12 protein-coding genes are annotated in these 12,904 nt (G+C 48.3%); 10 read left to right on the top strand and 2 right to left on the bottom strand.

From position 1 onward, the window contains the following. Positions 1-2: 2 nt before the first annotated feature. The 10 genes from WH37_RS08665 to WH37_RS08630 all read left to right on the top strand — a co-directional run bounded on the left by WH37_RS08665 (position 3) and on the right by WH37_RS08630 (position 9,981). Entirely contained in the window at positions 3-1,514 is a 1,512-nt protein-coding gene (locus WH37_RS08665) for a monooxygenase (RefSeq protein ID WP_046230126.1), read from the top strand. Positions 1,515-1,749: 235 nt separating this feature from the next. After that, the gene (locus WH37_RS08660) at positions 1,750-3,435 is read left to right on the top strand and encodes a peptide ABC transporter substrate-binding protein (RefSeq protein WP_046230125.1); all 1,686 of its coding nucleotides are present in this window, start codon (positions 1,750-1,752) and stop codon (positions 3,433-3,435) included. A 181-nt stretch (positions 3,436-3,616) separates the two neighbouring features. Next, on the top strand, positions 3,617-4,558 hold the full coding sequence (locus WH37_RS08655; protein WP_046230124.1) for an ABC transporter permease: 942 nt from the start codon (positions 3,617-3,619) through the stop codon (positions 4,556-4,558). Further along, positions 4,551-5,564: an oligopeptide ABC transporter permease gene (opp3C, locus tag WH37_RS08650; protein WP_046230123.1), complete on the top strand. Its 1,014-nt coding sequence runs from the start codon at positions 4,551-4,553 to the stop codon at positions 5,562-5,564. Before WH37_RS08655 ends, opp3C begins: the two co-directional genes overlap by 8 nt. Positions 5,565-5,577: 13 nt before the next feature. Beyond that, positions 5,578-6,681, top strand: coding sequence for an ABC transporter ATP-binding protein (locus WH37_RS08645; RefSeq protein WP_046230122.1), 1,104 nt, complete (start codon positions 5,578-5,580; stop codon positions 6,679-6,681). Beyond that, positions 6,645-7,571 carry an ABC transporter ATP-binding protein gene (locus WH37_RS08640; RefSeq protein ID WP_046230121.1) on the top strand — a complete coding sequence of 309 codons (927 nt, stop codon included), beginning with the start codon at positions 6,645-6,647 and terminating at the stop codon, positions 7,569-7,571. The genes WH37_RS08645 and WH37_RS08640 overlap by 37 nt, the downstream gene beginning before the upstream one ends. 765 nt (positions 7,572-8,336) lie before the next feature. Beyond that, on the top strand, positions 8,337-8,426 hold the full coding sequence (locus tag WH37_RS34520; protein WP_414811825.1) for an iron chelate uptake ABC transporter family permease subunit: 90 nt from the start codon (positions 8,337-8,339) through the stop codon (positions 8,424-8,426). Between the two features lie 213 nt (positions 8,427-8,639). Then, entirely contained in the window at positions 8,640-9,179 is a 540-nt protein-coding gene (locus WH37_RS08635) for a helix-turn-helix domain-containing protein (RefSeq protein ID WP_156182267.1), read from the top strand. A 12-nt stretch (positions 9,180-9,191) separates the two neighbouring features. Beyond that, positions 9,192-9,353, top strand: a complete 162-nt coding sequence (locus WH37_RS34515; RefSeq protein WP_082110713.1) for an AraC family transcriptional regulator — start codon at positions 9,192-9,194, stop codon at positions 9,351-9,353. A 139-nt stretch (positions 9,354-9,492) separates the two neighbouring features. Next, the gene (locus tag WH37_RS08630) at positions 9,493-9,981 is read left to right on the top strand and encodes a substrate-binding domain-containing protein (RefSeq protein WP_046230119.1); all 489 of its coding nucleotides are present in this window, start codon (positions 9,493-9,495) and stop codon (positions 9,979-9,981) included. A 32-nt stretch (positions 9,982-10,013) separates the two neighbouring features. Here WH37_RS08630 and cntE read toward each other — a convergent pair whose 3' ends face one another. Both cntE and nikA read right to left on the bottom strand, forming a co-directional pair. Further along, positions 10,014-11,210: a staphylopine family metallophore export MFS transporter CntE gene (cntE, locus tag WH37_RS08625; protein WP_052736884.1), complete on the bottom strand. Its 1,197-nt coding sequence runs from the start codon at positions 11,208-11,210 to the stop codon at positions 10,014-10,016. A 1-nt stretch (position 11,211) separates the two neighbouring features. After that, on the bottom strand, positions 11,212-12,852 hold the full coding sequence (nikA, locus tag WH37_RS08620) for a nickel ABC transporter substrate-binding protein (protein WP_046230118.1): 1,641 nt from the start codon (positions 12,850-12,852) through the stop codon (positions 11,212-11,214). Between the last annotated feature and the right edge of the window lie 52 nt (positions 12,853-12,904).

Genomic DNA, 12,904 nt, shown 5'->3' with positions numbered 1-12,904 from the left:
AGATGAATTATGGCGTAATTGTTGTGGGAGGTGGACCGGTTGGCCTGATGGTAGCCTCGGAGCTTGCTTTAGCTAACATAAAAGTTTGCTTGCTGGAACGATTGAAGGAAACAACCCCTTATTCCCGTGCTTTAACGATTCATCCCCGTACGCTTGAGGTTTTAGATATGCGAGGTCTTGCTCCAGAACTGCTGGAGAGGGGAAGGCCAATTCCGAGAGGGCATTTCGCGGGCCTGGCAACGCCTTTGGATTTTTCTATTTTGGATTCAGCCTCCAACTATACGTTATTTCTTGCGCAAAGTGAAACTGAGAAGCTGCTGGAGGAACGGGCAAGAGGGCTAGGCGTAGCTATTTTCCGGGAAACGGAAGTAAAATCGATCCGCCAGCACGACGAAGGTGTTGAAGTGACGGCCATAGGGCCGGAAGGGGAATATAGGCTGGCTGCTGAATACGCCGTGGGCGCTGATGGCGGCGGAAGCCTTGTCCGCAAACAAATGGAAATCGCTTTTTTAGGAACGGATGCTACTTTTACGGGTATGCTTGGGGATGTCAAACTGCCAGAACTTGAACCGGGGAAAATGGTATCCCAATTTACGGAGCAGGGCGGCATTATGATTGTACCTGTAACGAAGCAGATTCACCGGGTCATTGTGTTTGATTCTGAGCGGATGGCCATTGCTAAGGATGAGCCGGTTACACTAGATGAGCTGAAGTCCAGTATGCTGCGTGTTTATGGACAAGATTTTGGCATTGGAGAAGCGGAGTGGCTCTCGCGATTCGGCAATGCAACCCGCCAAGCAGAGCAATTTCGAAAAAAACGGGTCTTCCTGGCCGGAGATGCGGCGCATATTCATCTTCCAGCAGGAGGCCAAGGCATGAATGTCGGTTTGCAGGAGGCTGTAAATTTGGGCTGGAAGCTGGCTGCCAAGCTGAAGGGCTGGGCTCCGGACTGGCTTCTGGGTAGCTATCATGAGGAACGCTATCCTGTCAGCACGGCGCTGCTCCGCAATACCGAAGCTCAGGCTCTATTGATTAGGCAGATGCCGGGCATTATGGAGCTAAGAAAGCTAATGGCATCCCTTCTGCAAATTCCTGAAGCCAATGCTTTGCTGTCTGCCCAAATTGCAGCCTTCGATGTGGGCTATGCGCCTGACCTGCACTCGCCGCCACATGCCCTGAATGGACGCCGGTTCTCGGAGCTTACTTTGAGGCTTGCTAACGGCTCTCTTCTGAAATCCTATAAGCTGATGCATGCTGGCTCCTATGTGCTGCTTCACCTCGCTGGTGATCCCCAATTTGGCGAGCTAGTCGATTGGGAGAAATATGGGCATGTGGAAGGCGTGCAAGCTTCTATAGCCGAAGAGGCAGCCGATTGGGAAAATGTCCATACAGCTTTAATTCGCCCCGATGGCTACATAGCATGGGCGGTCGACCGTTCAGAAGCGGTACCGCTGGAGGCGGTCAAAGCAGGACTTGCGCGCTGGTGTGAGCCTGGCTCCGTACACTTGAAATAAGTATATTTCCTCATCTATTCCCTAATTGAATGGCTAGTCTAGTTCCCCCTGTCTCGCTGCCGAGATAGGGGTTATTTGATTTTTCTATCGTTATATCAATTAATTTGATAATTCCAATAAGAATAGTTGACTTTAAAAATATCGACTTGTATAATGCTTAAAAAGGTTGAAACATCCTTAATTTTACATGGAATGAGATTCCTTTTTATTTCTAGTATTTGGGGAGGAAACGTTGTTGAAAAAAGTAAAGATAGCAATAGCCCTATTCTCGGTCCTTTTATTATTAGCAGGCTGCACAAGCGCAAAGCAGGGCTCGGGTACAACGCCAGCCTCAACCGAAAGCCCAAGTGCCCCTACGGCAAGCGCAGCACCAGAGGAAAGTCCCGCAGCAGCGAAGGTGCTTAATCTGGGCAAAGACGTGGAGCTTGCTTCGATGGATTCTGCCATTGCGACAGACGGGCTGTCTTTTGAAGTGATTGCCGCTACGACGGAGGGTTTGTATACGATTGATGAGAATCGTGTGCCCCAGCTGGCTTTAGCTGAAAAAGTAGATTTGAGCGAGGATGGCCTCCGCTATACGTTTACGCTGCGAGATGCGAAGTGGTCCAATGGCACTCCAGTCACAGCGAAAGATTTTGAATTCGCTTGGAAGCGTCTTGTTAATCCGGAAACGGCTAGTGAATACAGCTTTATCGCAGGGGTAGCCGGTTTGAAAAATGCCGATGCCATCATCGCCGGCGAGAAAAGCTTCGACGAGCTTGGTGTAAAGGCTGTTGATGACAAGACGCTGACGGTAGAGCTTGAATGTCCCATTCCTTTCTTTAACTCTGTAATTGCCTTTCCTTCTTTCTTTCCTGTAAATGAAGCCTTCTTGAAGGAGAAAGGCACGGAATACGCATTGACCCCAGAAGCGCTGCTGGCGAATGGCCCGTTCAAGCTGAAAACCTGGGAAGTCGGCGGCACAACCTTTTACTTGGAGAAAAATAACGATTACTACGATGCAGGAAGCGTAAAACTGGATGGCCTGAACTATAAAATTATTAAAGACACCCAGCAATCTGTGCTCGCCTACGAAAATGGAGACATCGATTATGTCGCGCTCTCCGGTGAACAAATTGCAAGCTATCAGCAAAGTCCTGAATACCACAGCGTGCTGACAGGGTTTCTCTGGTATTTATCACCTAATCAGAAGGTTCCCGGCTTGGAAAATATCAATTTGCGCAAGGCGATCTCGCTTGCTTACGACAAAACAGCGGTCGTTGATGAGATATTGAAGGATGGTTCCATCGTAGCAGACTTTGTCGTTCCACAGTTTCTGGCGACGGGGCCGGACGGTAAGGATTACCGGGAAACGGCAGGCAGCTATCCATCGAACAATAAGGAAGAAGCACTGAAATATTGGGAAAAAGCGAAGGCAGAACTTGGCATTGATGCCATTGAGCTGGAGCTGCTGTTTGAAGATACGGAATCAGCGACGCTCGTATCGCAGTTCATTCAATCGGAAATCGAAACCGCGCTGCCGGGAGTGACCTTTACGCTCAAGTCCCAGCCTAAGAAAAATCGTGTCGAGCTCATGTACAACGGCGAATATGAAGTGGGCCTGACCAGATGGGGGCCAGATTATAACGATCCGATGACCTATCTGGCGATGTGGACGACGGACAACCCGAACAATTTTGGCAAATGGAGCGAGAAAGCCTATGATGAACTCGCGGATCGGGTGAGCAGAGGTGATCTTGCCAGCAAGCCTGAGGAACGGTGGGAAGCATTAAAGCAGCTCGAGGCGAAAGTGCTGGAGCAAGCGGTTATTTTCCCCGTGTATCAGAAGGGCAACGCTATTTTAATTAAACCGGAGGTAACCGGAGTTAATCTTGGCTCTATAGGCGGTAGCATTTCTTACAAATTAGCCGATAAACAATAACGGGCTGCTCCCTCAAAGGGCCGGATCGCAGAAGCGGAAGTTCAAGCAGCTGCGATCCGGCATTTTTTAAATATAAGCATTAATAAGTTTTACACTTATAATAGGCTTACATTTCATCGCGAAACGATAGCTTTGCCGCCAGAGGACGGCGACAGCCGTTTACGCTTGAGAGGTGAAACGATTGAGAAACTATGTGTTAAAAAGATTAGGCTTAGCCGTTGTTACTCTGCTCGTTATTTTGCTGGCGCTATTCCTCATGCTGGAGCTTATGCCGGGTTCTCCATTTAACGATGAGAAAATTACCCAGGCGCAGCGGGCGGTGCTGGATGCCAAATATGGCCTTGATCAGCCTGTGTTTAATCGCTTTGTCCATTATATTAAAGCGATGCTGAGCGGCGATTTTGGAGTTTCCTATGTCATTCAGAAAAATATGCCGATTTCCGCGATGCTGGAGGCGCGTCTGCCCGTATCCATACAAATCGGGTTTCAGGCTGTGCTGCTGGGAACGGCGATTGGATTACTATTAGGCATCGTAGCCGCCCTTAAGCACAATAGCTTTGCCGACAGCTTGACGACGTTTATTTCAGTCATTGGTGTCAGCTTTCCCTCCTATGTATTTGCCCTCGCCCTGTCGTATTTTTTGGGATGGAAGCTCAAGTGGTTTCCGCTCTTATATAGTTCAGCAGCACCGTTTGTGTCTACGGTGCTGCCAACGATCGCTCTTTCGATGTTTACGATTGCGACCGTTGCGCGGTTTACCCGCTCTGAAATGATTGAAGTGCTTAGCTCGGAATACATACGGCTTTCGGAGAGCAAGGGAGTAGGGAGCGCGAGGCTGATTATCGTTCATGCGCTGCGTAATGCGCTTATTCCCATTATTACAGTGCTGGCGCCGCTCGTTGTCGCTTTAATGATCGGCAGTCTCGTTATTGAGCAAATTTTCGCCATTCCAGGCATCGGCAGTTTGCTCGTGACGGCGATTCAAATCAATGATTACAATGTCATCATCGCCGTATCCTTCCTTTACAGCATTATGTTTATTGCGATCATGCTGGCCGTAGATATTTTATATGGCGTCATAGATCCGCGCATTCGTTTGGCGAAGGGGGAGAAACATGGGTAATCCGGTTCAATCTTTTACAGGTGGCGACTTTGAGCTTGCCGGCAATAGCGAGCGGGCGCAAATGGACCATACCTATACGAGCCAATCGTATGGGCGGGATGCCTTCCTGCGGTTTAAGGCGAATAAAGGTGCTGTTTTTGGTTTAGTCATTATTATTATCATTTCTTTTTTCGCTGCGTTCGGCCCAATGATGAATGAGCATACGTATAAATCAATCAATATAAAGCATAAAAGCTTGCCCCCGCGCATCGAAGGCTTAGAGAACTTTTTTATTTTTAATGGAGTAGCCAATGGGGTTAATGCGTACGAGCAGAAGGGGCTGACCGACGTCTATTATATTTTTGGCACCGATACGCTTGGGCGGGATTTATGGACCCGTACCTGGGAGGGGACGCGCATTTCCTTGTATATCGCGGTAATCGCCGTTGCAGTAGATATGATTATTGGCATGTGCTATGGCCTCGTTTCTGGTTATTTCGGCCGCTCGGTTGACAATGTGATGCAGCGATTTATCGAAATTTTAAGCGGTATTCCGAATTTGGTCATTGTGACGCTGCTCATCGTCGTGCTGAAGCCGGGGTTTGTGACGGTAACGCTCGCCTTAATGATTACGGGCTGGATTGGGATGAGTCGGGTAGCGCGGGCACAAATTTTAAAGCTGAAGGAACAGGAGTTTGTACTGGCATCCCGGACGCTAGGGGCGGGTCATTTCCGCATTATTTTTAAAGATATTTTACCGAATATTTTCGGGCAAATCATTATTATGTCGATGTTTTCAGTGCCAAGTGCGATCTTTACAGAAGCCTTTCTGGCATTTATCGGTCTTGGCATTCCTCAGCCAATGGCGTCGTTAGGCTCGCTTATTAGTGAAAGCTTCAAGTCGATGACGATTTATCCGTATATGATTGTCGCGCCGGTCTTTGTGCTGGCGCTGTTGATGCTGAGCTTCAATCTGCTCGCAGATGGGCTGCGCGATGCGCTTGATCCGAAAATGAAAGAAAGCTAGGAGGGGAAAGCAGATGAGCGAAACGGTGCTTTCAATCCGGAATTTATCGATATCGTTTCAAACAGCGAGTGGAATGGTCAATGCAATACGCGGAGTGGATCTGGAACTGCGCAAAGGAGAAACAGTCGCGATTGTCGGGGAATCCGGCAGCGGCAAGTCCGTTACGGTAAAGGCAATCATGCGGATTTTGAGCAGCAATGGGCAAATTAATGCCGGCTCTATCCTGTTCCACTATGAGGAAAAAGGCAAACGTGTGACCCAGGACCTGCTTAAGCTGTCACAAAAGGAAATGCGCTCGCAAATCAATGGCAGGCGAATCGCCATGGTGTTTCAAGATCCGATGACGTCGCTGAATCCGACGATGACAATAGGCAATCAAATTATGGAGAGCATGATCATCCATTTGAAAAAAAGCCGCGCTGAAGCGCATGAGCGGGCACTTGAACTGCTGCATCTCGTTGGCATATGCGATCCTGAGAAACGGATGAAATGCTACCCGCATCAGTTGTCCGGCGGCATGCGTCAGCGTGTCGTCATTGCCATTATGCTTGCCTGCGATCCGGAGGTGCTCATTTGCGATGAGCCGACGACGGCGCTTGATGTGACAATTCAAGCTAAAATTTTAGAGCTGATTAAAACAATTCAAGCCAAAACGGGCATTTCCGTCATCTACATTACGCATGATTTAGGCGTTGTTGCGAAGGTGGCGGACTATGTGACGGTCATGTATGCGGGAAAAATGATTGAGCGAGGAACGGTGGAAGAAATTTTTTACGATCCCCGTCACCCGTATACATGGGGACTATTGTCCTCGATGCCGGATATGGGCTCGCCGAATGAAAAGCTGTACACGATTCCCGGCAGTCCGCCGAATTTGCTTCATCCGATTACTGGAGATGCGTTCGCACCGCGAAATGTCCATGCGCTAAACATTGATTTTAAGCTGGAGCCGCCCATGTTTAAAGTAACGGACACGCATTATGCCGCAACATGGCTGCTGCATGAGAATGCGCCGAAGATCGAAATGTCGGAGACGCTAAAAGCGAGAATGGACCATGTGGCGAAGGAGGCGGAAAGCGAGTGGGGCGAGAAACAATCTTACGAGTTGCTGATCTGAAGCAGCATTTTAAAGTGAGCAAGCATTATACGGTCAAAGCGGTAAATGGGGTTTCCTTTGACATCCATGAAGGGGAAACCTATGGGCTCGTAGGAGAGTCGGGCAGCGGCAAATCGACGATTGGGCGAACGATTATTCGGCTGTATGAGCCAACGGCGGGCGTGATTACTTTTCGAGGTGCGGATATTTCTGGCACGCTGAGGGAGAAGGAGCAGACGCTGCTGCGCACCAAAATGCAGATGATTTTTCAAGATCCGATGGCCTCGCTTAATCCGCGGAAAAAAGTAATCGACATTATTGCGCAGGGGCTGGACATTCATAAGCTGTACCGCACAAAGCAGGAGCGTCAGGAAAAGGTAGAGCGCATACTTGAAAAAGTAGGGCTGTCGCGTGAGCATGCGAACCGATATCCGCACCAGTTTTCGGGCGGACAGCGGCAGCGTATAGGCATAGCCCGGGCGCTTATTATGGAGCCGGGACTTATTATCGCGGATGAGGCGATCAGCGCGCTCGATGTGTCGATCCAGGCGCAGGTTGTGAATTTGCTTAAGAGCATTCAAGAGGAAACGAACACGGCCTTTTTGTTCATTTCCCATGATTTATCGATGGTTAAATACATTTCCGATCGAATCGGTGTGCTGCATTTAGGATATTTAGTCGAGACGGGAACGACGGAGGTTATTTTCGAGCGTCCCGTGCATCCGTATACGAAGTCGCTGTTATCGGCGATTCCCCACGCCAATCCGTTGAAGGAAAAAACGAGAGTCACCCTCTCCTACGACTATGCCGACAGCGGGATCGATTATGCGAGAGGGACGGAGCAGGCCCTTTCGGCGACTCACAGCGTACTTGCTACCGAGGAAGATTTTTCGTTGTGGACCGGGAAATAAATGAAAGCAAGCAGCTTGCTATAAGGGGGCTGGTCGCGTTGTTAGCAATAAGCTGTTTGTTGTTTTCCATTGACGTTCTGTCAATTGCCGGCAGCCAGTTACCTTCAACCAGCTATGGTTTGCTAATTGTCGTTTGCTTACAGCTGTTATCCCCTTAGCTCAGAAGATCCGTATAAGCAGGTTAATTAAAATAAAGTAATGTAATGGTACAGCTTCAAACTTGCAGCCTCAACTTAACCCTCGTGTTTAACCCCTTCTACGTTCATATTTGTTGATGAAAGGCAGGCTAACTGAAAGGCAAGCTAACGTTGTGACTGGCTGCAACTCCGGGCTTTCTGAGCTAAGGGGATAATGGCCCAAAGCGCCACTAAGCATGAGACTATGATGGAAGGGAGTTGTAGGGAGTTGTCGATTAGACAACTCCCTGATTTCCGTTAATCATAAAATATGCTATGGATCACAGCTGAGCAATTTATTGGAGCTGGCAAGTATGCTAATTTATCAACTGATAATGAATAATTCATGGATAAAAATGGATTAATTTTCACTGGATATAAAAATAATGCATGAGATCGACAGCTTATTGCATGGACAGCTTGCTAGGGGGCTTGGTATTCTTATTATTAATGATAATCATTATTAATCGCAGGGGATGTCGTACATGCTAGGAAGAGCTTTAGACAAAAAACACCGTTTTACGATTCATTTTGCAGGGTTCATGATTTTGCTCCTCATTTTATCGGGCTGCGGCAATGCGGCCTCGCCTTGTCTGGCATGATTTTGCAAATCATTACTCGCAATCCGCTTGCTTCGCCAGGCATTATTGGGCTCAATTCGGGGGCAGCTGCGGCGTAATCCTATATAATAGAAGAAATTGTCACGGTTTTACGAAAGGTCGGTGCTAAACCGTATGCCGTTGCGTCTTCGAAGACGAATCAGCTCTATTTATTTTCATCCTTGAGGAAACGGAAGTTCCCCGTTCATCAAGGAGCAGGCAGCCATCGGATAGGCGTGCATGTGCTCTGTTTTATTTTAGAAGGCGAAGCAAGTCTCTTAATAGATGGCGTATTGTGCAGAATTCGGCCCTTCGAGCTGTATTTATTAGTGCCGGGAATGATTGTTGATATTCCGGACCGCTGCAGCACGATTACTTATTACGGTCTTTTTTTCGAGCCCGTCATGCTAATGAAGGAAGGCAAAAGGTTCGAAGGGGTAAAATCATTATCGCTGTCCGGCGCTTTTTTGCCGGGCCATATTCCTATTCGCCAGCCTCAGCAGGTGCTTCAACGTTTGCTGCATATGTATGACCAAAGCAGAGGGGCAGCGAGGGCGGATGCTTTTTCCTTGCGGCTGCTGTTAGAAGAGTTTATTAGCTTTATTATTGCAAATGCTCCGGAGCAGCGTGCAGCAAGCGATGAGCGGATCGAGCGCAGCATCCTTTATATGAAAGAAAACTATATGCGGAAAATAAACATCGACCATTTGGCAGAGGCTGCCGAAATGACGACGACCGCTTACTCGCGCCTCTTTCGCAAAATGAAGGTCGCAAGCCCTATTGAATATTTGAGCCAAATTCGGATGGACAAAGCGAAGCAAATATTCGATTAGGAGGATCGGCGTGTGAAGGAAGTGGCCGATTTCGTCGGCTTTCGCAGCGAGTTTTATTTCAGCCGCATGTTTCAGCGTTTAGTCGGCGTATCGCCAACCGTTCATATGAAACGCGGAACGATGAAAATTGCGGTCGCTTCTTCCCTTGGCTTTCATGAGCATTTGCAGTCCTGAGCAGCTTAGCCAACTAAAGAATTCCAATTGCGATTTAATTATTGCAGATCATTACCATTTGCATTTTAAAGACAGCTTTAAGCAAATCGCAACACCGTATTTTCTCGATTCTTCCGTGTAGGATTGGAAACAAATTTTTTTGAAAATTGCCGAGCTTGTAAACCGGGAGCGTGAAGCGGCAGCCGTGCTCACCCGCCTGGATTTGAGCATTGAAGATGCCAAGCAGCTTTTGCACCATTCAATGGGAGAGGAGCGAATCACGGTTATGCAGGTCAGTCACCGGGCTGTCGGCATTCAGGGGAAAACGGCCCATCCACTTAATGAGCTGATTTATAAAGAGCTTGCTCTAAAGCCGGGCGGACAAGTGCCGAACGATATGTGGAGGCTGGAAATTCCACCGGAAGCATTGCCTGTGCTGGAAACGGAGCATTTGTTTATTCAGAAGCATCATGTGCTGGCAGGCAGCGAGGAAATATTCAATCTGATGATACAAACAACTGCGTGGCAGGAGACGGGGGCTATTCAAAAGGGAAATATACATGCGATTCCTAATTGGTTCGTAATGAGCTGGACGCCGTTGGGAAGGCAGCATATTATAAAAACGCTCATTGATTTGCTGGCAAAATAGCCGATCAATGAGCGTTTTTTTTGTACACGTAATTATTGGGAATCCGTTATCAAACGGCGGCCGTTAAAGCCTACAACCGCAGCAGCGGCAAGCAATAATAAGGCGCAAACGCTGTACATAATGGAGTAGGATAAATGATCAGCGATTGGTCCCATGGCCATGTTGCCAAGCACAACGCCAAGGTCGGACATGGCAATAAATAAGCCAATGAGCGTATTTCGGGAGGCGGCTGGCAGCACGAAGGTCAAATACGTCATTAAGGTAGGATAAAGCAGAGCCATGCCAAACCCAATTAATGCGGCTGCCACATACATATAGGCTGTTCCCCAATAAATCGACATCGCTAGCAGCCCGGTGCCTATCGTCATACAAAGCAGCAAACGGATCGTTAAGCCCGCCGGCCACTTGCCATCGGAGGGGACTTTCTTCCGAAGTGCGAAGCGGGAGATTACGATGACGCCAGCCTGAATCATGAGATAGATGCCGGCATTGCCGACCCCGCTTTGCTTCGTATAAAGGGCAATAAAGGTGACGACAGCGCCAAAGCCGATAGAAGCAATGAGCATGGCCGTGCTGCACACAAGAAAAGCCCGATTGCTCCATAATTGATTAAGCTGCGCCAGTGTGGAGCTTGTTTGCACATTCGTGCTGGAACTGGCCAAGCGGGAAGGGAGTGGGGAATGGTACCCCACAAAGCCTGCTGCAAGGCCAATAATGAGCATGGTGGCTGTGAATGTGTGCATTTCGCCCCAATTCCACAAGTAAAGCGCAGCCATTGGCAAGACAACGGTTGGTAGCATGCCTGCTAACAAATATAGCGACAGCCCTTGCGAACGCTCCTTTTCAGGCAGTGTATCGACAATGCCCATTTGCAGCGCTAAGGAAAAAAAGGCGGTCGTAACGCCTTGCAGCGCACGAAGCATGACATACCATTCCAGGCCGAAAAACGCATATAATGCCAAAATAACAAAATTTGCGAGTAATAATAAACGCAGCACAAACTGCGGGCCAAAGCGGGCCACCACATTGCCTGCCCATGGCCGCAGCAGCATGCTGGTGAGCATATAAGCACCCATCATGATGCCAATTTCGGCATTGCTTGCTCCTTCGGCTTTCCCGCGCAGCGGGACAACGATATTGATAATCGGATTAGCGCTGAAAAATAAAAAAGTCACAATATAAAGCCTCATAAAAGGCGAGGATACGGAAACAGATATGCTTTTTCTCATTTTACGGATTCATTTCGAGTCCTTCAAAAGGATGATCCCAACGGCTGGCTGGAAATTTGAAGTTTTTCAAATTTTTCTGGTAAACGATAGTTTGTTTAATATAAGAGATTGGCAAAATAACCGACTGTTCATTCAACGTTTTCAAAATGGACGTATACAGCTGCTGGCGTTCGGCTTCGTCCGTGGAAGCTAGTGCTGCGTGAATTTGTTGATCCAGTTCTGCCTTCATAGGGAGGCTGCTATGTGCTTCCGAAATGCCGAATCCCGGCTCGCTGACCGAATTAATCAGCGTATGCGGATCATAGGGCACGCCGTAATTGAACCAGAAGTGGATGTCGAAAGTGCCTTCCCGCAAGCGCTGAGGTATCATAGCGAGCTCAACAGCATTGAGGTTCAGCTTAACTCCAATTTCGGCCCACTGGGATTGAATCGTTTCTGCCATCGCTTTTTGAATGAGGTCGCCCTTATCGTACATTAATTCAAGCTCCAACTGCTGGCCGTCCTTTTCCCTTACCGTTTTACCAGCCTTGAGCTTCCATCCGGCTTCCTCCAGGTAGGCAATTGCTTTAGCAGCATCGTAACCGATAGGCTCAAAGTCGATATTGGAGTAAGGATAGTTTTTCGATAAAATGTTGTTTGCGGCTTCCTCTACGCCACCCGTTACGCCTTCCACCATGGTTGCTTTGTCAAAGCCTTGCTGAAGAGCAAGCCGCACCCGGTGATCAGCCAGCTTGTCGTTTAACGTATTGAGCAGCAGGCTTCTTGTGCCAACAGGCTCGGATAGTCCAGTCTCATATTTGCCTGAATCCCTTAATTGCTGGAAGGCATCCATACTGATCGCTCCCTCGCCAAAAATCAGATCCAGCTCGCCTTTCTCGAAAGCGAGTACCCGCGTTTCACCATCCGGTATAATTTTGACCGTTATTTTGTCCAGCTTCGGCATTTCTCCCCAGTAATTCGGATTTCTGGTGAAAACCGCATATTCATCCTTCTTATAGTCAGCGAGCTGCCAAGGCCCAGTGCCGATCGGCTGCTTGATATCTTTCGTCGTATCTCCGTCATCCGGGAATCCAGCTTCGGCAAGAAAACGGAAAGGCCGCACAATTGCCAAATCCTGCAAGGTTGGATAATAGGGAGCGGTCAACGTTATTTTAAACGTATATTCGTCGACAGCTTCCGTTTTTTCAAGCACTTTTACGAGTCCAATCCAGCTGTGAACGCTTTTGTTGAGCATGATAGCATCAAAGTTTTTCTGGACAATGGCTGCATTAAACGGCGTTCCATCCGCGAATTTGACATCTTGACGGAGCTTGAACGTATATTCCTTGCCATCGGTTGAAATGGTCCACGACTCGGCCAAATGAGGCTTAAGCTGGCCGCCCTCGTTGTAGCTGACTAATGGCTCATAGAGCATGGACTGGGCAAATAATTGCGATGGATAGTAGACATGAGGATTAAGTGGGCCTATATCTCTTAGCCAAGCAACGGTAATCGCTTTTTCCTGCGTTGCGGCTGTGCTTGTTCCCGCCTCATTGTTGTTGGTAGATGACGCCTCTTGCTGCGAGCATCCCATTGCGAGGATGACTAACACGAATAGAGTGGAAATCATCTGCAGGGTGGTAATTCCTTTTGTTCTGGACATCTGAGCAGGTACCCCTTTTCATCTATTGAGAATGATTATTACCTTCAATAAT

The sequence above is a fragment of the Paenibacillus algorifonticola genome, assembly GCF_000971975.1.
In the GTDB taxonomy this organism is placed as follows: Bacteria; Bacillota; Bacilli; order Paenibacillales; family Paenibacillaceae; genus Pristimantibacillus; species Pristimantibacillus algorifonticola.
Note: the sequence above shows the minus strand (reverse complement) of the source record. Positions and strands in the feature narration are given on the sequence as shown.

Coding starts and splice junctions, on each gene's coding strand:
- WH37_RS08665 (WP_046230126.1), top strand. CDS start 3: ATGAATTATGGCGTAATTGTTGTGGGAGGTGGACCGGTTGGCCTGATG.
- opp3C (WP_046230123.1), top strand. CDS start 4,551: ATGGGTAATCCGGTTCAATCTTTTACAGGTGGCGACTTTGAGCTTGCC.
- WH37_RS08645 (WP_046230122.1), top strand. CDS start 5,578: ATGAGCGAAACGGTGCTTTCAATCCGGAATTTATCGATATCGTTTCAA.
- cntE (WP_052736884.1), bottom strand. CDS start 11,210: ATGAGAAAAAGCATATCTGTTTCCGTATCCTCGCCTTTTATGAGGCTT.
- nikA (WP_046230118.1), bottom strand. CDS start 12,852: ATGTCCAGAACAAAAGGAATTACCACCCTGCAGATGATTTCCACTCTA.